This is a genomic window from Bradyrhizobium sp. LLZ17, from assembly GCF_041200145.1.
Taxonomy (GTDB): Bacteria; Pseudomonadota; Alphaproteobacteria; order Rhizobiales; family Xanthobacteraceae; genus Bradyrhizobium.
On record NZ_CP165734.1, the window covers coordinates 2,287,521 to 2,309,648 of the forward strand.

Annotated in this window: 22 protein-coding genes and 1 pseudogene; 9 read left to right on the forward strand and 14 right to left on the reverse strand. The window is 63.9% G+C overall.

The window, feature by feature from the left end:
• Positions 1-120: 120 nt before the first annotated feature.
• The 3 genes from AB8Z38_RS11405 to AB8Z38_RS11415 form a co-directional block, all read right to left on the reverse strand.
• Positions 121-414, reverse strand: coding sequence for a hypothetical protein (locus AB8Z38_RS11405; RefSeq protein ID WP_369725099.1), 294 nt, complete (start codon positions 412-414; stop codon positions 121-123).
• 183 nt (positions 415-597) lie between these two features.
• Positions 598-1,536 (reverse strand): DUF1259 domain-containing protein, encoded by a 939-nt coding sequence (locus AB8Z38_RS11410; protein ID WP_369725100.1) that lies wholly within the window; start codon positions 1,534-1,536, stop codon positions 598-600.
• A 48-nt stretch (positions 1,537-1,584) separates the two neighbouring features.
• A complete protein-coding gene (locus AB8Z38_RS11415; protein WP_369725101.1) occupies positions 1,585-1,818 on the reverse strand; it encodes a PepSY domain-containing protein in 234 nt (77 codons plus the stop codon).
• Positions 1,819-2,277: 459 nt separating this feature from the next.
• Between AB8Z38_RS11415 and AB8Z38_RS11420 the strand changes: the two genes are divergently transcribed.
• The gene (locus AB8Z38_RS11420) at positions 2,278-3,390 is read left to right on the forward strand and encodes a Cj0069 family protein (protein WP_369725102.1); all 1,113 of its coding nucleotides are present in this window, start codon (positions 2,278-2,280) and stop codon (positions 3,388-3,390) included.
• Between the two features lie 2 nt (positions 3,391-3,392).
• On the opposite strand, the gene AB8Z38_RS11425 is transcribed toward AB8Z38_RS11420, so the two are convergent.
• From AB8Z38_RS11425 to AB8Z38_RS11435, 3 genes are all read right to left on the reverse strand, one after another.
• Entirely contained in the window at positions 3,393-4,571 is a 1,179-nt protein-coding gene (locus tag AB8Z38_RS11425) for an MFS transporter (protein WP_369725104.1), read from the reverse strand.
• Between the two features lie 86 nt (positions 4,572-4,657).
• Entirely contained in the window at positions 4,658-6,016 is a 1,359-nt protein-coding gene (locus AB8Z38_RS11430) for an NAD(P)-binding domain-containing protein (RefSeq protein WP_369725105.1), read from the reverse strand.
• 46 nt (positions 6,017-6,062) lie between these two features.
• Positions 6,063-6,380, reverse strand: a complete 318-nt coding sequence (locus AB8Z38_RS11435; protein WP_369725107.1) for an ArsR/SmtB family transcription factor — start codon at positions 6,378-6,380, stop codon at positions 6,063-6,065.
• Between the two features lie 111 nt (positions 6,381-6,491).
• On the opposite strand from AB8Z38_RS11435, the gene AB8Z38_RS11440 reads away from it, so the two are divergent.
• Genes AB8Z38_RS11440 through arsC form a run of 3 tightly spaced genes read left to right on the forward strand, consistent with a single transcriptional unit; the run spans position 6,492 to position 7,984 of the window.
• Positions 6,492-6,854, forward strand: a complete 363-nt coding sequence (locus AB8Z38_RS11440) for an ArsR/SmtB family transcription factor (protein WP_369725109.1) — start codon at positions 6,492-6,494, stop codon at positions 6,852-6,854.
• 30 nt (positions 6,855-6,884) lie between these two features.
• Positions 6,885-7,586, forward strand: a complete 702-nt coding sequence (locus tag AB8Z38_RS11445) for an aquaporin (RefSeq protein ID WP_369725110.1) — start codon at positions 6,885-6,887, stop codon at positions 7,584-7,586.
• Positions 7,583-7,984 carry an arsenate reductase (glutaredoxin) gene (gene arsC / locus AB8Z38_RS11450; protein WP_369725112.1) on the forward strand — a complete coding sequence of 134 codons (402 nt, stop codon included), beginning with the start codon at positions 7,583-7,585 and terminating at the stop codon, positions 7,982-7,984. Before AB8Z38_RS11445 ends, arsC begins: the two co-directional genes overlap by 4 nt.
• A 65-nt stretch (positions 7,985-8,049) precedes the next feature.
• Here arsC and AB8Z38_RS11455 read toward each other — a convergent pair whose 3' ends face one another.
• Both AB8Z38_RS11455 and AB8Z38_RS11460 read right to left on the reverse strand, forming a co-directional pair.
• Positions 8,050-9,375 carry a 2-hydroxycarboxylate transporter family protein gene (locus AB8Z38_RS11455; protein WP_369726472.1) on the reverse strand — a complete coding sequence of 442 codons (1,326 nt, stop codon included), beginning with the start codon at positions 9,373-9,375 and terminating at the stop codon, positions 8,050-8,052.
• A gap of 363 nt (positions 9,376-9,738) precedes the next feature.
• The gene (locus AB8Z38_RS11460) at positions 9,739-11,265 is read right to left on the reverse strand and encodes a porin (RefSeq protein ID WP_369725114.1); all 1,527 of its coding nucleotides are present in this window, start codon (positions 11,263-11,265) and stop codon (positions 9,739-9,741) included.
• A 417-nt stretch (positions 11,266-11,682) separates the two neighbouring features.
• Between AB8Z38_RS11460 and AB8Z38_RS11465 the strand changes: the two genes are divergently transcribed.
• The 3 genes from AB8Z38_RS11465 to AB8Z38_RS11475 all read left to right on the forward strand — a co-directional run bounded on the left by AB8Z38_RS11465 (position 11,683) and on the right by AB8Z38_RS11475 (position 14,855).
• Entirely contained in the window at positions 11,683-12,372 is a 690-nt protein-coding gene (locus tag AB8Z38_RS11465; protein ID WP_369725115.1) for a response regulator transcription factor, read from the forward strand.
• Entirely contained in the window at positions 12,347-13,708 is a 1,362-nt protein-coding gene (locus AB8Z38_RS11470) for a sensor histidine kinase N-terminal domain-containing protein (protein WP_369725117.1), read from the forward strand. Before AB8Z38_RS11465 ends, AB8Z38_RS11470 begins: the two co-directional genes overlap by 26 nt.
• 76 nt (positions 13,709-13,784) lie before the next feature.
• The gene (locus AB8Z38_RS11475) at positions 13,785-14,855 is read left to right on the forward strand and encodes an ABC transporter substrate-binding protein (RefSeq protein ID WP_369725119.1); all 1,071 of its coding nucleotides are present in this window, start codon (positions 13,785-13,787) and stop codon (positions 14,853-14,855) included.
• A 209-nt stretch (positions 14,856-15,064) separates the two neighbouring features.
• Here AB8Z38_RS11475 and AB8Z38_RS11480 read toward each other — a convergent pair whose 3' ends face one another.
• From AB8Z38_RS11480 to AB8Z38_RS11490, 3 genes are all read right to left on the reverse strand, one after another.
• Positions 15,065-15,463: a VOC family protein gene (locus AB8Z38_RS11480; protein WP_369725121.1), complete on the reverse strand. Its 399-nt coding sequence runs from the start codon at positions 15,461-15,463 to the stop codon at positions 15,065-15,067.
• A 196-nt stretch (positions 15,464-15,659) separates the two neighbouring features.
• Positions 15,660-16,421, reverse strand: a complete 762-nt coding sequence (locus tag AB8Z38_RS11485) for a hypothetical protein (RefSeq protein ID WP_369725123.1) — start codon at positions 16,419-16,421, stop codon at positions 15,660-15,662.
• Positions 16,422-16,436: 15 nt separating this feature from the next.
• A complete protein-coding gene (locus AB8Z38_RS11490) occupies positions 16,437-16,625 on the reverse strand; it encodes a hypothetical protein (RefSeq protein ID WP_369725125.1) in 189 nt (62 codons plus the stop codon).
• A gap of 253 nt (positions 16,626-16,878) precedes the next feature.
• Between AB8Z38_RS11490 and AB8Z38_RS11495 the strand changes: the two are divergent.
• Positions 16,879-17,854: pseudogene (locus AB8Z38_RS11495) on the forward strand (DUF2336 domain-containing protein).
• Positions 17,855-18,339: 485 nt separating this feature from the next.
• Here the strand turns inward: AB8Z38_RS11495 and AB8Z38_RS11500 are convergent.
• The 3 genes from AB8Z38_RS11500 to AB8Z38_RS11510 all read right to left on the reverse strand — a co-directional run bounded on the left by AB8Z38_RS11500 (position 18,340) and on the right by AB8Z38_RS11510 (position 21,297).
• Positions 18,340-18,684, reverse strand: a complete 345-nt coding sequence (locus AB8Z38_RS11500) for a DUF1491 family protein (RefSeq protein ID WP_369725127.1) — start codon at positions 18,682-18,684, stop codon at positions 18,340-18,342.
• A gap of 71 nt (positions 18,685-18,755) precedes the next feature.
• The gene (locus tag AB8Z38_RS11505) at positions 18,756-19,454 is read right to left on the reverse strand and encodes a peptidoglycan-binding protein (protein ID WP_369725129.1); all 699 of its coding nucleotides are present in this window, start codon (positions 19,452-19,454) and stop codon (positions 18,756-18,758) included.
• Entirely contained in the window at positions 19,447-21,297 is a 1,851-nt protein-coding gene (locus tag AB8Z38_RS11510) for a PAS domain-containing sensor histidine kinase (RefSeq protein WP_369725131.1), read from the reverse strand. The genes AB8Z38_RS11505 and AB8Z38_RS11510 overlap by 8 nt, the downstream gene beginning before the upstream one ends.
• 386 nt (positions 21,298-21,683) lie before the next feature.
• Between AB8Z38_RS11510 and AB8Z38_RS11515 the strand changes: the two genes are divergently transcribed.
• Entirely contained in the window at positions 21,684-22,106 is a 423-nt protein-coding gene (locus tag AB8Z38_RS11515; protein WP_369725133.1) for a DUF5330 domain-containing protein, read from the forward strand.
• Positions 22,107-22,128 lie beyond the last annotated feature (22 nt).

Here is a 22,128-nt window from a genome sequence, read left to right on the forward strand (position 1 = left end):
TTGGTTTCACGGGGCGTGATGAGCCGCGCCGGAACACGCTGGAACGCGCGTCGCCCGCTTGCGCCGGTGCGAAGCGTTCTGTGATGCAAAAAGGCCCGGTTGAAAACCGGGCCATTCTTCTCACCACCAGCCGTACCAGCCGGGATAGACCGGCGGATAGTAGCGAACCACCCGATATCGCGGACCGACGTAATAGGGTGGCGGGCCATAGACCGGTTCAACATAGACTGGGGGTGCGGCATAGACCGGCGGCGCGGCCGCGGCGGCCAATGTTCCCGCAAACAGCCCCAGAGCAAGTCCGGGGCCAATTCCGGGGCCGCCCCAGTCATGATGTCGCCATTGGGCCGAAGCCGGCGCAACCGATCCGATGAGGAGCGTTGCTGCGGCGGCAATTGCAAGAGCAAGCTTTCTCATGTCATTTCCTCAACCAGTTTTCCGCGCCATGCGCGCGATGCTTTCCCTCTTATGGTTCCGTGTCGCCGAACACTGTCCGGCTTGAGTGTTCAAATTAGAACCGGCCGAGGCGAGTTCAAGTCCAAGCAAGAGCTGGGCAGTCGCCATACCCGAGGGCCTCGAATATTGCATCCCCGTTCGGCGTCACCCCTTCGTGCTGGCCGTCTTGTCGAGCGCGGCACGCAAGCCGTTGGCGAGCTTGATCGCGTCGTCGTTGGCCCAGAAGTGCATGAAGAACAGGCGCGGCTGTTCGTCCAGCATGTGGCTATGGAGTGCCGTCACGTTGATGCCGTGCGATCGCAGCGCCTTGATCACGGGGTTCACCTCGTCGCTGGTCATGACGAAATCGCCGGTGATGGCCGCCTTGCCGCCGCCGGTCGGTTGAAAGTTGATGCCAATTGCGACGCCGAGCGGAGCCGCAGGGCTCAACTGTATCCCTTCCTCGCTCACCGGATCGCGGCGCGGAACGTTGAACTGATAGACCCCGCCGTTGGCCTGCCCCTTGACGCCGATGATCTGGTCGAGTTGCGCCGTGTCGAGATCGACAGCCGGCGGAGGGGCCGCCGCCGCCGACAGCGGCGTCTTGCTTTCGGCAAGCCCATCCCGGATGGCGGTCGCGATCTTGATCGGGTCGCCGTGCCCGGCCACGTGCATGTAGAAGGTCGCCGGATTGGCGCCGAGCAGATGATTGTGAACGGCGGTGATCTCGAGCCCGCCCGCGATCATCTTCGCCATGACCGGGTTGATTTCGGATTCGAGCAGCACCAGGTCGCCCATCGCCATGGCGCCGCCATGCGCGGGCTTGAATGCGACCCAGCCGCCAAGCGCGAGTGCCGGTTTGATGGTCACGCCATCAAGCGTCACCGTGAGGTCGGTGCGGGGAAAGCCGTAACGATGCACGTCGCCGCTGACCGCCGCCTTTCGGCCCAGCGTCTCGTCGACCTTCTGCCAGTCGGCATCTTGCGCGTGAGCGGTCGCGACGAAGAGTTCGGCGAAGGCTCGCCAATCCACCACCTGAACGCCTGCGCTGGTCGTGCAGAAGCACGCGCCGATGCCAATCAACGCCGAGATTGTCTTTCGCATGGATCTAACTCCCTTGATTTCAATTGGGGGCCTCAAGCAGCCGGCGGTTTACTTTTGCTCCTTGACCTGGCCGCTGCTGTCGACGACGAGCCGCACTTCCTTGCCATCCTTCACGGCCTTGGCCGTCGTGCCCTCGGCGGTCGACTTGATATCACTGACCTGCGAGTAGCCGGCCCCCTTAATCCTCGCGACGAGTTCCTCTTGTGTCAGGGCGTGTGCGGTCGATGCGCCGGCCGCAATCGCAAGCAATAGAACGGTACGGAAGGTTGTTCGTGTTCGCATGATCTTCTCCTGGTCATGTCCCTGCCCCAGGTGAGCTCTGTTTCGCGATTTTGCCCGGACCTGACGAGGCGCAGCACGGCGCGCACAGCGATGCGACCGGCGGGCGCCGTGCCGAAAAAGTCGAGACAATCTGTCGCTGAAATCGGAGATGTAAGATGACATGCTGCGCCCTTGGTGATCAGGACGCGATGCTTCGGCATGTCGCCTCGCGGGGAGATCGCACATCCCCGAACCCGAAATAAAAACCCGAGAGCGGGAGCTGTCAACCGGCCTGTGGCTCGCGCGGCCACCGAAGCCGCCGGCCGGCCTCACGACAAGTTCACCGTTCCGGCGGAACCGCGCCGGCCCGTCTTGAAACTCGGCGCCGGTCTCGTTACTATCTTCGCGTGGGGACAAAGCAGACTCCCCGTGAGGCTTCGGTCCAAGCTCTGCGCAGCACGCCACTCGTGGAGCTTGCGCATGGACACCGAACGACACTCTTCACTCCAACACTCTTCCATCCAACATTGCGTCGCCATCCTCTCGCGCGGAGATGCTGCCGCGCGCCGGGACGCGACACCGCAGAACAGCCGCTTCGTGCGCATTTTCGAAGCACTCGCCGCGATCGGCATCGAAGCCCGGCCGGTGATCTATGACGAAAGCTTCGCTGGGGCGGTCCGGCAGCAGCTGCTCGCCGCCGACGGCGTGCTTGTCTGGGTCGATCCGATCCACCAGGGCAAGACGCGTGTCGAACTGGATGCCCTGCTTCGCGAGGTTGCGGCGCAAGGACCATGGGTGAGCGCGCATCCGGACGTCATCCTGAAGATGGGCGTGAAGGAGGTGCTCTACCGCACGCGTCATCTCGGCTGGGGCGCGGACACGCATCGCTATGACAGCGCGGCATCGTTCCGCGCCGAATTCCCGTCGCGCCTTCGCGCGCACGGCCCGCGCGTGCTGAAGCAAAATCGCGGCAATGGTGGCCAGGGCGTCTGGAAGGTCGAGTCTCTCTCCAGCGCGGACGGCATGATTCGGGTGCTGCATGCGCAGCGCGGGAGCCTGCCCGAGGACATGCTGCTCGACACTTTCCTCGCGCGATGCGAGCCCTATTTCGGCTGGGGCGGCTGCATCATCGATCAGGCGTTTCAACCGCGCCTGCCCGACGGGATGATCCGCTGCTATATGAGTGGATCGAAGGTCGCCGGCTTCGGGCATCAGCTGATCAAGGCGCTGATTCCCCCACCGCCCCAAGGCGTGGACTCGCCCGAGGCGCAGCCGGGCCCACGCATCATGCACGGACCGGATGCTCCGCAATTCCAGACGCTGCGAAGGCAGATGGAGGACGACTGGACTCCGGGAATGATGACAACACTGGAGATCGACGAACGCTCGCTTCCGGTGATCTGGGACGCGGACTTCCTGTACGGGCCAAGAGATGCAGCGGGGGCCGACACTTATGTCCTGTGCGAAATCAACGCGAGTTCCTGCTTCGCGATCCCCGAAGAGGCCCCGGCGGCGATCGCGCGGAGGGTGAAGCACCGGCTCTCGCAGACGCAAACGGCCGGTTCGGCGGACAGGAGCACCGGGACCGCGTAGCATCACGTCGCGCGGCTCGGTGACTGCTCCAGCCGTGCCCACATCAGCGCAAACGGACCCAATGCGATCCCGGCGGCGAGGACGATGAAGACAAACAGCCAGCCGCCGGCGCTTTGCGGACCGCCGGCCATGTCGAGCGCGACACCCGTTCCCCAGGCACCAAGCGCCGACAGGCCGAAGCCGACGGTCGAATGCAAAGCCAGGGTCGCGCCGCGATGTTTGGACATAGCCGCGGCCGACATGCCCGCGGTCAACGCGCCGGAATCGGCCGGCACGGTCAGGCCATAGGTGATCAGCAGCAGCGCCAGCATCCATGCCGGCGCTGTTGCGTTCAGCCCGATGATCAGGGCAACGCAAGCGGACGCGACCATCACGACGGTGATCGCCCGATGCCGTCCGAATTTGAGCGCGGCCTCGTTGCCGAGGATGCTGGCCGGCATCGAGATCACCGCGAAAGTGAAACTCATCACGACAGGACTGAGCCATGACGGCGCGCCTTGATGCGCGACGACGAAGCTCCAGAATGCGACCAGCCAGGTGCGGATGCCGTAGAGTTCGAAACAGTGAGCGCCGTAGCCGAAGATGTAGCCGAGCGCCTCGCGGTTGGCGAAGACAGGCGCGAAGTTCAGCAGGCGCCCCGGCTTCGGCGCGGGCCGCCGCTCGTCGATCAAAAGACACGCCAAGACCATTGCGATCGGACCGCAGCCGGTCACGAGAAAGGCGAACCGCCAGCCCCAGCGGTCGGCGACGAGCTGTGCAACCAGGAACGAGATGCCGACGCCGACCGAGAAGCTCGAGGCATAGAGGGTCACAGCGCGCGACGTGTCGCCGGCGGGAAGCCGGTCCGTCAGCGCCTTCAGGCCCGGCATGTAAGCGCCGGCAAATCCAAGTCCGGCAAGCGACCAGATCGCCGTCGCCGACCAGAAGCCTTGCGCGAAGATGCCGAACGCCGCGGTCGCAAGCCCGCTCAGGATCGAGCCGCAGAGCAGGACGAGCCGGGCATCGATCCGATCGGTCAACGTCGTCAACAAGGGCACGGCGAGCATGTAGCCGAACGCATAACCGCTCGCCATCAAGCCGCCTTCCGCGGCGGAGAGTCCCCAGGCTGGCATCAGGTGCTGTGCGAGGTTTGCCGACAGCGTCACATGCGGCAACAAATTGCCGATCTGCCCGATGCACATCACGGCATCAGCTGCCGATCGCCAAGGTTACGAATATTCCCCTCCACTGATGGGCGGACCTGCAATGCGGCGCACAACACCCGGCTTCATGAGCAGCCGCAACCCGAACGTCCCGCCTTCTTCGCCGTTTCGTCGTCCGCACAGCAGGCCGATGCTTGTTCCTTTGCCGGGCCGCCGCAACATCCTGACGCGGCATCGGCCGACTCGAGGCCACCGCGCGTACACACGCCGGTCTCCGGCAGCACAAGTTCGACTCGTGCCGCGGCCCGTTTGTCGCCGGCGATGTCGGCCGCGATCGAGCGTACCTGCTCGTAGCCGGTCATCATCAGGAACGTCGGGGCGCGACCGTACGACTTCATGCCGGCCAGATAGAAACCCGGCTCGTCATGCGCGAGCTCGCGCGCGCCGTGGGGGCGGACGGTGCCGCAGCTATGCTCGTTGGGGTCGATGAGCGGCGCGAGGGCCGCGGGCGCCTCGATGGCGGGATCAAGCCGCAGACGCAGTTCAGACAGGAATGAAAGATCCGGACGGAATCCCGTTGAGACGATCATCTCATCCGCGATCACGCGGCGCGCGGTGCCGGCCGAGATCTCGAGCCGACCTTCGGTTGCCGAAAGGTGCGTGACGCCGAATTCGGTCTCGACCCTGATCTTGCCAGCGGCAACCAGGGCCGCAAAGGCCGAGCCCAGCTCGCCGCGCGCGGCAAGCTTGTCATTGCGGCCGCCGCCGAAGGCCTTGGCGGGATCGGCGCCGCGCAACAGCCAGACCGGTTGCGTATCCGGCACCTCGCCGGCGAGATGCACGAGATCGATCAGCGTACCCAGCGCGGAGTGGCCGGCCCCGAGAACCGCAACGGTCTTTCCCGCATATCGCGCGCGGTCGGCACCCCGCACGTCGGGCATGCCGTAGGCGATGTGGTCGGCGTGCTCGGGCTCGCCGACCGCCGGCAGGCCGTTGCTGCCGGCGGGATTGGGCGAGAACCATGTGCCGGACGCATCGATCACCGCATCGGCGCGCAGCACTTCGGGACCCTTGCCGTTCTGGTAGCGGATTTCGAAAGGCGCCTGCTCCCGCCCCTTGGTTTTCGCCTTGTCGAAGCCGGAACGGCTGATCGCGGTGACGCGGCTGGAGATGCGGATCGCCTCGCGCAACGGCGTTCTCGTCGCCAGTGGCATCAGGTACCGATCGAGCAGCTCGCCACCGGTCGGGTAGGACTGCGGGTCCGGCGAATTCCATCCTGTCGGCGCGAGCAGACGCGCCGCGGCCTTGTCGGCATTGTACTCCCACGGCGAGAACAGCTGGACGTGCTGCCAGTGGCGGATGGCGTGGCCGGCCTCCGGCCCAGCCTCCAGCACGATCGGCGACATTCCGCGTTCGAGCACTTGCGCCGCAGCAGCAAGGCCGACCGGCCCTGCTCCGACGATGGCAACTGTCTTTTTACTCATGACATTCTCCGGTTATGCTAGAATTATGGAAATATAAGTCGTGACATTACGCTGCCGTCCTGTTCGCCGCACATCCCTCTTCCTCGGCGCAGCACTCAGCCACCAGGAAGGCAACCAGGCCCCGCATGGTGTCGTATTCGGCGTGGCAAACCAGCGTCGTGCCTTCGCGCACCTGCGAAATCAGCCGCACCGCGACGAGGCCTTTGATGTGATGCGAAAGGGTGGACGCCGGAATTTTCAGGCGCTCTTGCAGTCGGCCCACCGGCATGCCCGCATGGCCTGCGCGCACCAGCGTCCGATAGATCCTGAGTCTTGTCGGGCTGCCCAAAGCCTCAAGCCGGGCGGCCACTTCATCGATTTTCATGAAGCCAGGATATCGGGCTTCGCAGCCGAGTCAATCTATTTCCACAACCATCGAAATTAAGCCGGACATTCCTAGTTGACGAACCGCTGAAATTTCCATAAATCTGGATATATGGAAAACGAACAAGCTGTCATGGCGCTTGCCGCGCTGGCTCAATCCACGCGCATGGACGCATTCCGAGCCTTGACCAAGCACGAGCCCGACGGCCTCGCAGCCGGCGACCTGGCGCGGCTGCTGGAGATCCCCCAGAACACGCTTTCGGCCCACCTTTCCGTTCTGACGCACGCGCACCTCGTCAGCTCTCAGCGACAGGGCCGCTCGATCATCTATCGCGCCAACCTCGAGGAGATGAGGAAAGTGGTCGTCTACCTCTTGAGGGATTGCTGCGGCGGCCGACCGGAGGTTTGCGAGCCGGTCGTCGAAAGCCTGCAAGCCTGTTGCGCTCCAAAACGAAAGGGACGAATTCGTGCCTGATCATATCTGCAACGTCCTGTTCCTGTGCTGATGGACACGTTCGACCTTTCACGGCGCTTGGCTGCCGAAGCGCTCGGCACAGCCATTCTCGTCGCCACCGTCGTCGGCTCCGGCATCATGGCCGAAACGCTGACCAAGGACATTGCTCTCGCTCTTCTGTGCAACACCTTGCCGACCGGGGCCATTCTGGTCGTCCTGATCACCGTGCTCGGTCCGATCTCCGGAGCGCATTTCAACCCGGCGGTCACCCTCGTCTTCACCGGCCAGCGCGAGCTACCAGTGAACGAGGCGGTGCTTTACGTGATCGCGCAGATCGCCGGAGGCATCGCGGGGACAATGGCCGCGCATCTGATGTTCGGACTGCCGTTGATCGAGTTCTCGACCAAGGTTCGGACCGGAGGCGCACAATGGTTCGCCGAAGCGGTCGCGGCGTTTGGGCTGGTCGCGACCATCCTGGCCGGCATCCGCTTTCAGAGGACGGCCGTTCCCTGGCTGGTCGGCCTCTACATCACAGCCGCTTATTGGTTCACAGCCTCGACCTCGTTTGCCAATCCGGCCGTCGCAATCGCAAGATCCCTGACAAACACTTTCGCCGGAATTCGCCCGACTGACTTGCCCGGATTCATCCTTGCGGAGCTCTGCGGAGCGTTCGCCGGCATGCTGTTGATGAATTGGCTGCTCGGACGCCCCATGGCCCGCGGCCCCGGCCCAATCGCGGAGACAATACGATGACCGTCACGATCTATCACAACCCCGATTGCGGGACCTCGCGCAACACCCTCGCCATGATCCGGCAGAGCGGCGCCGAGCCCGTCGTCATCGAATACCTCAAGACGCCGCCCACGCGCGAAACGCTCCAGCAACTGATCGCAGCGATGGGCATCCCGGTCCGCGCATTGCTGCGCGAGAAGGGCACACCCTACAAGGCGCTCGGCCTCGACGACCCCAAATGGAGTGACGATGAACTCCTCGACTTGATGATGGCGCATCCCATTCTCATCAACCGTCCGATCGTGGTGACACCAAAGGGCACGCGTCTGTGCCGGCCGTCCGAGGCCGTCGTCGATCTCCTGGATGGTCCCGTCGGCCGGTTCGTCAAGGAGGATGGCGAGGTCGTCGAAGCCAGGTAGGATTGCGTCGGAAGCACCGCCTTCGGCGGACGCAAGGACTAGCTTCCAACAGCAAGGCTCGCGGCTCAGGCAATCCACCGCAACAGCACCAGAACGGCGGTCACGGTGATCGCGCCGCCGATGCGCGTGGCGATCTGGGCGAACGGCATCAGCTCCATGCGTTCCGCCGCGGTCAGAATGGCGACGTCACCGGTGCCACCCTGGCCGGAATGACAGGCGTTCACGATCGCGATCTCGATCGGATACATGTTCATGAGCCGGCCGATGACGGCGCCTGTGGCCATGAGCGTGAAGACGGTCGCTATGATAGTCACGAGATTGGCGACCGTGAAGGCTGCCATCAGCTTCTCCCAGGGGGTCAGCGAGACGCCGATCGCAAACAGCAAGGGATAGGTCATGCCGATCCGGACAAACCGGTAGACGACCAGCCCGCCCGACTGCAATCGCGGCGACACCGCGCTGCCAAGCTTGGCGGCGACCGCAAGGAACAACATCGCAACCGGTGCCGGCAGGCCGATCAGATGAAACAGCATCACACCCATGAGATAGAGCACGATCGCGGTCAGTCCGGCAGCGGCAATCGCATTGATGTCGGATGAGGATGAACTGTCCTCCTGCTGCTCCGTGGCGCCCAGATCGAGTGCGCCATCGCCCGGCGGCTGGAGCCGCCCGTTACCGGTGAGATGCGGATATTTCTTGCCGACGTAGTTGAGCGTGCCGGAGAACAGGATCGCGGTCAGGCTACCCAGCATCACCGGCGGAAGCACCTGGGCGAAGAAGTCACCCTGCGGTTGGCCGAGTATGGCCGCATAGCCGATCGAGAGCGGGATCGCGCCCTCGCCGACACCGCCCGCCATGATCGGCACCACGATGAAGAAGAAGGTCTTGTAGGCGCCAAGTCCGAGCATCATGCCGACAGCGGTTCCGACAGCCGCCGCCGCGATTGATCCGACGCCGAGTGGCACGAATATTTTCAGAAAGCCCTTGACCAGGACGTTGCGGTCCATCCCCAGGATGCTGCCGACGATGATGGCCGCGATGTAGACATAGAGGAAGTTCGTGAACTTGGTGAAGTCAATGATCGACTTCTCGATCGGCGCCGGGATCAGCTTGTAATAGACCAGCGCGGACGGAATGAAGGTCGCGAAGATCGCCGCCGCGCCGATGTTGCGAAGGATCGGCAAGCGCCTACCGATCTCGGCACAGGTAAAGCCGCCGAGAACCAGCACCGCGATCATGGTCGGTGCGTCCGGCTTGATCTGGCCCTGCTGCGTCAGAATGCCGAGCAGCACGACGAGGATGGCGTAGATCGGCAGCGAGATAATGCCGATCTTGTAATCCATCAGACGCCACCAGCCGGTCGGCCAGAACGATGTTGAACCAGACGTCATCGCGGGTGCGCGATAGGTGGCGGCGTTGGCCTGAATGGTGTCTGACATGGCGTTCTCCCGTTCCATCAACTTTATTTTCTCTTCATTGCCGCGTCCCGTGCCGTGAGCCGAAAGGGCTGGACACTTCGGCTCAAGATGACCAAGCGAGGGGCATCTCTCTGGCATCTTCTGCGGCACCGTGCGCATATGATCTCGCCGGCAGGATCATCGGCCGCGGACGGTCGGAGACTTCGACCGTCCGCTGTTTGCTGGCGCTAAAGCGCGATGAGATTGGGAAAAATCGCCATCGCGCTTTAGGCTATTGCTGGAGCATGATCTTTTCGGAAAACCGCTGCGCATTTTTCCGGGTCACGCTCCCTTCGCCTACCACTTGTAGCGAACGCCGGTCACGACCTCGTCCGCTGAATCGTGCAGATGGGCCTGGCTCGCGCTGTATCCGCCCGTCGTCTTCAAGTGATCGCCGGCAATGTAGACGTCGATGTTCGGGATCGGGTGGTACATGAACGAGGCGTAGGTCGTCATGCGCGTACCGGTCCCGGTCGCGACCGCGCCGGTCGCATCCTTGAACGGCACCAGCGTGTAGCCGGCTGCACTGATCGCGGCATTGTGGGCGAAGAAGTCCTGCCAACCGACCTCGACGTCGTACAATTTCGAGGGCGTTACCTTGGCCGAGACGGTGACAACGTCGTCGTTACGCGTGCCGAGTATCGCGCCCTGGTCCGCGGTGTAGCGGATGTAGCCCGCATTCAGGCGAAGCAAGCCGCCGTCCCAGTTGCCACCGAGGCCCCATGACTGGTGGGTATGACCGACATTGGTTGTGCCGATCGTCGGAATCTCGAGCACGTTGGACTCGGTGTAAAAGCCCGACACGTGGAATTGTCCGGCGTTGTAGCCGGCCGCCACAGCAGCGCTGCTGCCCTTGTCCAGACCAGCTCCGGGGATTGGGCCGCTGCCATTCGGACCGCCGGGACCGTTGCCGTCGCTGAAATTATAGGCCGCGCCGAGGTAGAGGCCGTTGTCGAACACCTTCTTCCAGACCAGGCCCTGATCGTATCGGGTATCGCCCTGTCCACCGGCGCCGTTGCCGCCGCTGGTGTAGAAGATGAGCTGCTTGAAGTTATTGACGTTGGTGAAGCCGCCTTCGTTGGTGCTGAGGGCAGAGGCGCCGTAGGGATCACCCCAGATGTTTGCAACGTCACGCGGCAGCGTATTCTGGCGTCCGACGCTGAACTTGCCCAGGGTCGGGCTTTCGAAGCCCACCCAGGCGTCGCGATTGAACAAGACGCCGGGCGTGTCCATGTTGCCGCTCGGCAGTTCGAACTCGCTTTCCATCCGCGCCAGCAGATTGAAGCCGTATTCAGGGAAGACCTTCTGGGTGATGAAGATGCCCCACCGGTTGCCGCTGAACCACGACGTATTGAGGCCGACCGTCGAACGTCCGGCCTTGTCGACATTGGTTACGTAGCCCACCGTCGGCTCGATGACGCCGTAAAGCAGCACGTCTGTGTTCTGGGTTTCGATGATGTGCACGGGCTGGCCGGTCTTGAGTCTTTCCCAGGGACCGGCCTTGGTCGGGATCGGTCCGGCGGCCGGCCGCGGCGCGTCCGCCCTCGCCTCCTCCTTCTTCTCGACCTGCTTGAGCCGGTCATTCAGCGCCTTGACCTTGGTCTTCTGCTCTTCCATGTCCGACAGGCGCTTGTTCAACGCCCTGATCTCGGCCTTCAATTCGCTGAGGTCGTCCGCTTTCGCGGGCACCGTCGCAAGCCCGATCGCGGAGATGGCCGCCCCGATCAGTGCATAGCGGGCAATCGGACCAAGCCCCGTTTTGTGATGATCCAGCCTGGCTCCGCCGGACAGCCAGTGTTGGCGCAGTTGCGTCGTCAATTTCATGTCGCCCCCCAAAGAGATTTTGTAAGCGGGGGAAAATTGGCGGTGACTGCTGTCAAAACCCTGTCATCTGGCGCGGGACGACGAACTCCTCTGCAAGAGGTCCTCACCGTTGCAACTTCATCACAGCAAGACGTGCATATCGGTTCGTTCGCACATGCACAATCCGTGGGATTGAGCGGAAAGCCCGTAGCGTTACGGGTCCCCCAAAGCCAAACCCTTGACCGCGCGCTTCATCCTGAAATACTCGTCGCAGCAAATAACGTGCGCCAACAGCAATGGCGCCCCGGGCAATGACAAGTTCGGCGCTCAAGCCGATCGACGTTCCCGACCATGCGGATGATCGGCATCAGGCGACATCCGGTGCCGATTTCGGAGACGCGTTTTCTCAAGGGGGATACAGCCTATGCACAGGATTTCATGCGTGCTCTTCTGATCGAAGACACGGTCGATCTGGGCGCGGCTATCGCTGCGCGCCTTCGCGATCAGGGGCATGCGGTCGAATGGCTGACCGACGGCGGCCTTGCCTCGCAGCGTGTTCAGGAAGATCCGTTCGATCTCATCATTCTGGACCTCTCGCTGCCTGGCATGGATGGCTCCGACGTGCTCAAGCTACTGCGCGGCCGGCGGATAAATACGCCGGTGCTCGTCATCACCGCGCGCAGCGAGATCGGCGACAAGATCGACCTGCTCGACATCGGCGCCGACGATTACCTCGTCAAGCCCTTCGACCTTCGCGAGCTCGAGGCGCGGATGCGGGCGGTCGTACGCCGACACAGCGGCACACCGACCAGCCGGATCGAACTCGGCGACATCACGATCGACATCGCCGCGCAGTCAATCGTCGCGGCCGGCCGCAATGTCGAATTCACGCGGCGCGAATTTCGCCTGCTCGAGCTGCTTGCGCTGAACGTCGGACAGGTTGTCCCGCGCGAGCGCCTGATGGACCAATTGTTCGGATACGAGAATGCCGTCAACCCGAACGCGCTCGAGCTCTACATCTCCCGAATCCGGCGGCGACTGAAATCCTCCTCGTTGCGGATCGAGACGATATGGGGCACCGGCTATGTCGCGAGGATCGACGATGCGCAGCCGTCAAAGATCAATTAAGCGCGATATCGTTTTCGGTGCTATCTCGCTACTGGCGGTCCTCGGTGTCGGGCTGTTCTTCTACATCCGCAACTTCTCGCTCGATGCTGCCGACACCGCGTTCGACCGCGTGCTTGCGGCCGCCGCGCTTTCAATTGCGGACAACATCCGGGTCGAGGACGGGCATCTCACGCTGGAGCTGCCGCTCGCTTCGCTGGAGATCTTGGGTGCATCGCGCGAGACGCGGGCGTTCTATGCAGTGCGGGCGCCCGACCACTCACTGATCACCGGCTACCCCAACCTGCCCGAACCGACGCCGACACTTGATCACAAACCGCATTTCGAGGACGCTATCTATACCGACGATCCCGTGAGGATTGGCAGCGTCCAGCGTTACATCGACTTTGGCGAGAAGTCCGGCTGGGTCAGCATCACGGTCGCGGAGACACGGGAGGCCCGTACGGAGCTCGCCGCCCTCATCGTGAAGAATTCACTCGCGCCGATGGCGCTGGCGGGTCTCGTGATCTGCCTGTTGATCTCGACTGGCCTGAAGCGAGCCTGGGCGCCGCTGGTCGCGCTCGAGAGCGAGCTGATCAGGCGATCGCCGACCGATCTCAACCCGATTCAGACATCGGTGCCGCGTGAGGTGAGCTCGCTGGTGTCGAGCCTGAACATCTTCATGCAGCGGCTCGACGGTGTCCTCAGCACCTTGCGCCGGGTCGCCGTGGATACCACGCACGAGATACGGACGCCGCTCGCTTCGATCCGAGCGCTCGCCGAAGTCGCTGCATCCGAGCGGGATGCGACTGTCGTGCACAGCTATGTGCATCGCATTCGTGCCAACGCTGTCGATGCCACGCGCATCGTCAATCAGCTGCTGGCGGAAGCGGCCATCGCCCATCATATCGAGACCTCGGCCAATCCTGCTTGCGATTTTCTCGAGCTTTACCTGCAAGCGGTCGAGCGGCTTCCGAGCGGCGACATGCGGCGCTGCCGGCTGACCGACCTATCCACGACCCATGAGGACTTTCCGGTTCGCGGAGCGCCGCTGGCGTTCCGCGAGTTGATCGACAATCTTCTGGACAACGCGTTGAAATACGCGCCGGAAAGCATGATCGACGTTGATCTACGCACGTCGCCGGATGGATCGACCGTTGAATTCGAGGTGGCCGACCGTGGACCCGGCATTCCCAACGATGAGAAGCCGATCGTGCTCGAACGCTTTCGCCGCGGGTCGAGCGGCGCGAGCGCCGCCGGGACCGGCCTCGGGCTCAACATCGCGAAGAGCGCTGCTGCTGCGGCCGGTGGTGATCTGTGCCTGCTCGATCGCCCGGGGGCGGGCTCCTCGTCAGGGTAACCTTGCCGAGGAGGTCATGATGGCTTTTCGTAAGGGAGCAGCAATACGGCGCGCGGCATTGTCGCTAGGCGTGGTCATGGCGCTTCTTCTCTTCGTCAATGCGCTCTGCTTGGCCGACCAGTCAAAATCCACGCACGAGCTGAAAATCTTTTCGGCGCCCTCGCCGGCCTCAGGAACGCTGCTCATTCACGGGACGGCGGACGTCGTGGCGATGGGCCCGGTCATTGAAGGCTTTCAAAAGACGCATCCCGACATCGAGATTCGCTATCGCCTGTACGAGACCGTCCCGCTCTATCAGGAAGCTCTGACGGCAGCCGACGACAAGCCCGCGGCGGACCTTCTGATCAGCTCGGCGATGGACCTTCAGGTCAAGCTCGCCAATGACGGACACGTCCAGAAGGCCTCGATCGCAGCCCGCGGGCTGCCGGACTGGGCCATTTGGCGCGATGAGATCTTCGGGTTCACGCTTGAACCGGCCGTCATTGTCTACAACAAGGACGCCATTGAGCGCGCCGAGGTGCCGAAGTCGCATCAGGATCTGATCCGGCTGCTGGAGGTTGCACCAGAGCGCTTTCATCGCAAGATCGCGACTTACGACATCGACGTCAGCGGCGTCGGCTACCTGTTTGCAACGACTGAATCGATGCTTTCGGCGAACTTCTGGCGCCTGGCGCACGCGCTCGGCGTCACGGAGGCGCGGCTCTATTGCTGTACGCAGGATATGCTGGATTCGGTCAGCCGCGGCGAGGCCGTCATCGCCTATGATGTGCTGGGCTCCTATGCGCTGCGCCAGGCGGAGGTACAACGAAACCTCGGCATCGTGCTGCCGGAGGACTATGTCGTGGCCGTGTCCCGCACCATCGTGATCCCGCGCAAGGCACAGCATGCGGCTCTTGCCCGGACATTCGTTGAATATGCACTCTCCGAGGCCGGCCAGGCAGTCGTGTCGGATGCCTTCGGTCTCTCGATTGCCGGCCTCGGAGCCGACCGCGAGCAGATGAAAGCGCGGTATCTCGCGGAGAAGCCGGGCGTGCTCAATTTCCCGACGCTAGGGCTTCCGGCGCTGACCTATCTCGATGCAGTCAAGCGCGAGCAATTCGTCAAGACCTGGCAGCGGATCGTATCGCCGCAGAGCGGCGTGCCTTGACGCCGCTGGGCCTCTCGCACCCGGTGCGATGGCCTGAGCGCGCAACATCGGCAAGGCGCGTTCGCACGATCCGGAGCGTGGTCACCGCGCGATCAGCGCCCGCCTCACCGGCAGTTCCCATAATCGACGGGATCGCGCGAGGGCAACGTTCTGGCGCTGCGATGGCCGGGCGGGAACGGTTCGCGAAAAAGCGTCCCCGGCCTGTCGTGTCATCGTCCTTCGAATCGCTTCCTGGCAGCTTCGGTGACGGGGGTGTAGAGGCCGACGAGCGTCCCTTCGGGATCGCGGAACTGGGCCGCGCAATTTCCCCAGGGCATCATCTTCGGCTCGTGCACGACCTCCACTTGATCCTTCAATCTTGCAAACTCGGTTTCGACGTCGTCGACCTGGAACTCGAGGATCGCGGTGCGATTGGCCGCCGGCTCAGCGCTGCCCTCCTTGAACAGCGCCACCGTCTCCGCGCTGCTGAAAGCGAGCGTTCCCGACGGGGTGACGATCTCGGCAAAGACAGGCGCTAGCCATTCGGCCGTTCGACCCGTGACGTTCTCGTAAAACCCGACGAGGGACTTGAGGTCAGCAGCGATCAGCCGAATCGAAGCAAATTTCATAGTTCATCTCCTGAAAGGTCCGTCGCTCTCTGCAACGACATCGGCTGGTAACGCCGCCCTCCTGACAGCGTTCTGTCAGCAGGAGTCACATCGGCGTGCAGACATGATCGTCGTCCTGACGATCTCGGGCGTGCTTCGGCAGGAGAGTCCACGGTGCCGAGGCAGGCGGCGACGGCCGCTCGCGCGGCCGCGCAAATCAGCCGCGGACGCTGACCGGGCGCTGGTACATCGGCTGCGCGGCGACCGGCGGGTTGGCGGTCTGGGCTGCGAGTTCGCCGATCAGGCGATCGGCATCGGCGGCCATGCCGTCCGGCGCCTGGATCACCAGCCGTTCCAGTGCCCAGCGATAGGACGAGACGCGCTGCTCGAGCGATTGCTGCACCCACTGGATGATCAGCGAGTTCTCCTGCATGCGCTCGACCGCATCCGCCTTCTCTCTCGGCGACAGCTCGGAGACGCGCGCCATGCTGGCGTCGCGCTTCCTGTCGAGATCGATGACGCGGATCGCGGATCCGAAGAACGGCTCGAACCGGGTGATGTCGTTGCGCACGTCCTCGATCAGCTGCGCATAACGCGAGGAGTGCGAGCGATGCGGCTCGTCGATCAGCGTGCGCCCGTACATGGTGCGATCGAACACGACCTTCTGCCGCCACGGCGACGGCAGCGCCTTGTAGTCGCCGAACACGCTTTTCCAGGCCGGCCGCGACAGCGGCGGCTCGATGATGGGATAGGCGAGATCGCGAAGCTGACGCTCTTCGTCGGTGAGCTGGAATTGGGACGGCCTCAGACCGACGCTGGAGGTGACCTCGGTGCCGAGCCAGCGATGCATGTCGTCGCTGCGCATGTCGGCGCGGGTGCGGCCGAAATCCCCGCCGCTGCAAGCGCCGAGCGACGCGCCTACGGCTGCGAGCAGGACGGCGGATACGACAGTGCGGATCTGGCGGATGGATTCCGGCATTATAATAGCCGGAACTTAACGTCGACGACGACGGCGCCCCGGCGCGGTACCTGCTTCCGGTCCATGATCGCCGCTGGTTTCATCCGCCTCGCGCTCGATGCGGATGACGGGAAGGATCAAAATCGTTCCCATGTCCGTGCGCGGTGCGACGTCCCCCGACGAGCCCACCCGGCGACCGGCCGGAAATTCAATGATGGTCCCCATGTCAGCTCTCTCAATTGCCGCGCGATCAAACGCGCCGCTGCAACATGGGAAGCATTAAGATCAGTTCATGGTTAACGGGGTGTAAACGAGCGTAGCGAACCGTAACTGCACGGAACGCCGATGGAAGTCCCGTTGCGGCACGAGAACGGTCGAAATTGAACGGCCCGCTTCACACCTCGTTTTCCTTAACGAGCCTTTAAAGGAAGCCCTGATAGGCTGAGGCAACAGTCTTTTCCGAGTTGCGTACGCCTCCATGACCAAGTCGCTGTTTCCCGGATTTGACGGGCTGATGTCCCTCTCCCGCCGCGAGGGTGTCGACGTTCGTCCCACGCTGCTGCGCGTGCTGACCGACCTTTATGTCCAGGCGAGCACCCATAGCGAGGACGAGCAGCGGCAATTCGTCGAGCTCGCCACACGGCTGATCGATCAGGTCGACGATGCGACGCGCGCAGCCGTCAAGGCGCGGCTCGCGATCTATACCGCCACGCCCGCGCCGGTCATGGAGAAGCTCGGGCTGATGGCCGCACCGGAAGGCCGCAGGATTCCGCTGGCGCGCGAAATTCCGGCTCCGCGACCGGACCCCTCCCCCGCCCGCCCTCCAACCGACGCCGAGCAGCGCATGACCTCGAACATGGCGATGCAGCCAAAGGACGCGGCCGAGGTCCACGACATGTTCTTCCAGGCGACCGCGCCCGAGCGCGCGTTGATCCTGCACAATCTGGCGCAGACGCCGCTCAAGGCCGCGCCGCGCATTCCGACGGTCCGCGCCAGGCGCGCGATCCAGATCCTGGAAATGGCGGCGTTCGCGGGCGACATTGAGAATTTCACCCTCGAGCTTGGCGACAGCCTGATCCTGTCCTCGCGCGTGGCGGCGCAGATCGTCGACGATGCCGGCGGCGAGGCGCTCGCGGTGGCCGCGCGCGCTCGACATGCCGAGCCCCAACCTCCAGCGCATCTTGCTGTTCTTCAAGCCGGAGATCGGCACGTCCGTGGACGCGGTCTACCGGCTGTCGCGGCTCTATGACCGCCTCAGCGACCGCTCCGCGCTGGTAATGCTGGCGGCCTGGCGCGGCTCCACACTCGCCGTCACCCGCGCCAAGTACCAATCGTCGTTGCACGACAATGAACGCCAGCGCGCGCGCGGCGCATCCAGCCAATCGCGGCCGGGCGTGCAGCCGGGCTCCGCTCCTGCAGTGCGGACCGGCACCGACGGATCGTCGGAGCGCTGACACCCGCCTGCACTGCCAGTGACATTCAGGCGTCGCGCCGCAACCTCGTCATTGCGAGGAGCCCTTGCGACGAAGCAATCCAGAGTCCCCTCAGCGGAACGATTCTGGATTGCTTCGCTCCGCTCGCAATGACGGAGTGTATGGCGACGCCGCGGGCGATTTCGCTGCCGTGCTCTGCGGGGATAACGCGCCACCCGCTTGGGACGCCGCCCTCGCCGCCGTCATTGCGAGGAGCCCTCGCGACGAAGCAATCCAGAATCCCTCCGCCGAAAGATTCTGGATTGCTTCGCTGCGCTCGCAATGACGGAGTGTGTGGCGGCGCCTCGGGCGATTTCGCTGCCGTGCTCTGCGGGGATAACGCGCCACCCGTTTGGGACGCCGCCCTCGCCGCCGTCATTGCGAGGAGCCCTCGCGACGAAGCAATCCAGAATCCCTCCGCCGAAAGATTCTGGATTGCTTCGCTGCGCTCGCAATGACGGTGGGGGTCAGGTCTTCGCGAGCTCCAGGAAATGCCGCCCCGCGCGGTCTTCGGTCTCGACGATCCAGGCGTCCGGATCGAAGCGGATTTCCTTGGTCAGTCGCTCCTCGACCACAGGCTCCGGCATCGGCTGCGGCGCAAGCGGCACGAAGAACCGATCCACCGGCCGGTCGTCGTCATAGACCGTCTGCGGCGCCGGTACGTACAGCATCGCGTTGCCGTCGAGCAGCGCGACCTTGACGAATACCGCGCCCGCCTCCTCGGCGCCGCGCCGGCGCACGGCGCCGAACACGCCCTCGGTCTGACACCGGCGCAGGTAAGCCGCGACCCATATATTGGATTTCAATCGCATGAATCGCACGATAGGCCAGCGATGCATTCAGCACCAGCCTGCAAGCTCGAGCCTTGGCGCAGGCGTGAGGGTTATTCGACGGGATGGCCGATCGCGGCGCCGAGTTCGCGCAGCAGGCGATCTGAGACCTGGCCCGTGACCTGCATCTTGTGCTGGCGCTCGAAGGTCTGGATCGCCGACTGGGTCTCGCCGCTCATCGTGCCGGTGATCTTCAAATTCCCGTAGCCGTATTCGGACAGCGCGCGCTGCACGCCGGCAAGGCGACGTGCCGCCGGGCTTTGCTGTACCGGGATCGGCGCCGGCGGACGTGCGATGGCGACGGCGGGCGGCGCCGTGGCCTTGATGACCAGATTGGTCATGGGATCGCCTGCGCGCGGCGTCGATGCCGTTGTCTCCGCAGGCTTGTCCGGCGCCTTTTCGGCCGGTTTCGGTTCGACGCGAAACTCGGTCGCCCTCGGCTCGAGCGGCGACGTGTCGGCACCAACAGGCCGCGGGCGCGGCATCGGGCTCGACAGCGGCACGGACGACGGCGCGGGAAGATTGATGACGGTGCCGAACATCGGCGCCGGGTGCCGGCCGGTCTGGAGGAACAGCGCATTGGCGACGATCGCGCCAATCGCCGCGACGGCGACAAGCCCGGCCAGTGTGTCCTTGGGACTGTGCAGGAGAACGCGCAACACCAGATTGCGCTCGGTCTCGACATCCGCGACCGCGGCCTTGGCGCCACGGCGGCGCGGAGCGGCTTGATCCTTTGCAGGCTTCCTAGGCACTTTTCTTCACCAGAGCAGGTTGGTCCTGAACTTCATGACGCAGCACCGGCGTCAGCATCGCGATGTTGCTCTCCGCCGGCGCGACTTGCGGAGGCGTGTAGACGAGCGGCAGCTTGACGGTGACGATGGTGCCCTCGCCGAGTTTGCTTTGTACCGTCATTTCGCCGAGATGCAACGCCACGAGACTCTTCACGATCGAAAGTCCGAGGCCGGTGCCTTCGTGACGGCGCTGGTAGGTCTTGCCGGCCTGGAAGAACGGCGAGCCGATGCGCTTGAGATCGTCCGGCGCGATGCCGACGCCGGTGTCGCTGATGCGCAGCACGAGCTGCGATCCGGACGCGGCCGCTGATACGTTGACCTGGCCGCCGCGCTCGGTGAACTTGACGGCATTGGCGACGAGGTTGAGCACGATCTGCTTGAATGCACGCGGATCGCCGGTCATGACGGGCAGATCCTGCGGCGCATCGGTGATGAGATCGACACCGTTCTCCCGCGCCTTCAGCGCAAGCAGATTGCAGCAGTGCATCAGCGCCGCGCGCGGCGCGAACGGTTCCGATGCAATCTCGAAATTGCCCGATTCCATCTTGGACATGTCGAGGATGCCGTTGACGACCGACAACAGATGCTGGCCGGAGGTATTGATGAGCTCGGCATATTCCTTGCGCTGGGCCGCGCCCAGCATCAAGGCCTGCTCCTGCGCGATCATCTCGGAGAAGCCGATGATGGCGTTGAGCGGCGTGCGCAACTCGTGGCTCATGGTGGCGAGGAAACGCGTCTTGGTGGCGTCGGCGGCTTCCGCCGCGCTTCGGGCCTGATCGAGCGCCTGCTCGGCAAGCTTGCGATCGGTGATGTCGCGCATCACGGCCACCACCTCGGCATCGGCGGTGGCATCGCGCAGCTGATCGTGGTCGAGCGGACGGCAACGCATCTCGACCCAGATGAAATCAATCTGCCCCCGCTCGGAGCCGGCCCTCTCCTGCCGCAGCCGGCACTCGACGCTGCGCACATCTCCGCGCGCAGCGTCCGAGAGCGCAGTGAGATAGGCCGGGCGATCGGCGACATGGACACGATCGAACAGGCCATGGCCGAGCAATCGCGCGACGGGCATGCCGAGCATGGCTTCCACCGCCGGCGAGATGAACTGCACCGCGCCGTTGCGCTGATGCCGGGAAATGACGTCGCTCATGTTGCGTGCCAGCAGGCGGTAGCGCTCTTCCTCGCGCGACAGCAGCGTCATGCCGGTGCGTGCGAGCGATTCCGCGCCGAAGGCGAGCCCCGCAGCGTAGAGCGTCGCCGAGGCGACGCCGAACGCCGTCAGCACGCCGCGAGGCGCGGCGCCGATGTCTTCGGGCGGCAGCCAGCCGAGCTGGCCGACGAGGATCAATGTGCCGGCGCAGGACAACGCGAGCAGCGAGGCGAACGCCGCGACGCGGCGCGAGGCCGACAGCGCGGCCTCCAGCGGAACCACGACAAGCCAGATCGCCGCGAATGATTCGATGCCGCCGGTCGTCGCCGCTACAGCCATGATCAGGCCGGCCAGCGCCAGCGACGACAGCACATGCGCGCCTTCGAAACGTCCGGTGCGGGACAAGAACCAGGACAGCAGGATCGGCTCGATCAGCCACGCGAAGGCGGCGACCTCGATCGCGCTCGGCGCGCCGCGCATGGCGAGATAGACCGGAAATGCGGCGAACGCAGCCAGGCTTCCCAGAAGCCGCGGCGCCATGAAGGCACGATGGCGTGCTCGCGTCAGCGCATCGTAACGCGCGGAGGGATGCAGCAGCGCATCGAGACAATCGCGGATGATACTCAAAACTGTCACGGGTCTCGCGCTTCGGCTCATTCGTCATTGAAGACGTGCCGGAACGCCTCCTTATCGTTGAGCCAACGTGTCAGAGCGACCTTAAACGAGTGCTAAGGCGATCCGGCCTGCTGCCGGACACCGCGTTATCGCGGACATTTTTAGGCGATTTGGCAATGTCATCATCGGGGATGGTGAACACAGCGTTTCGACTTCCCTTTCATGGTTTCGAATTGGTGGATGCGCGGGGACGGAACATCACGGGCGCTGGCGTCAATCGAAAATTTACGAGAACTCCGTTCCGCAAGTTTTTTGCGTCAATTTTCCGCGAATTAAGCGGAAGGCAATCACTTGCGATTTATCGAGAGTTGCTAGGTCCGACACCTCGCGCAAATCGCCGCGGCGGGATCTAACATACAGGTCGCAAGATGCGCTTTCTGCTTCGCATCACATTCTGGCTCGGGCTGGTGCTGGTGCTCCTGCCGCGGGACAAGACGCCCGAATCGGACAAGATGCCGCAGATCGGCGCTGCCGATGCGGTGCAGGCCGCGACCGCGGCCGTGTCCGACATGACTCAATTCTGCAAGCGCCAGCCGACGGCCTGCGAGGTCGGCGGACAGGCCGCGACCATCATCGGACAGCGCGCCCAGGACGGCGCAAAGAAGATCTATCAGATCATCAACGACAAGAAAGAGCAGATCACCAACGAGAAGAACGGGAAGAAGGCGCCCGATCACACCGGCTCGATCGACGCCGGTGAAGGTGACACCGCCACAAGCGAGGCGCCGCGCGACACCCTGACCCAGGACGACCTCGCGCTGGAGTGGCACGGCCCGCAAATCGCGAATTAGGGCTGAAATCCTATCGATTTTA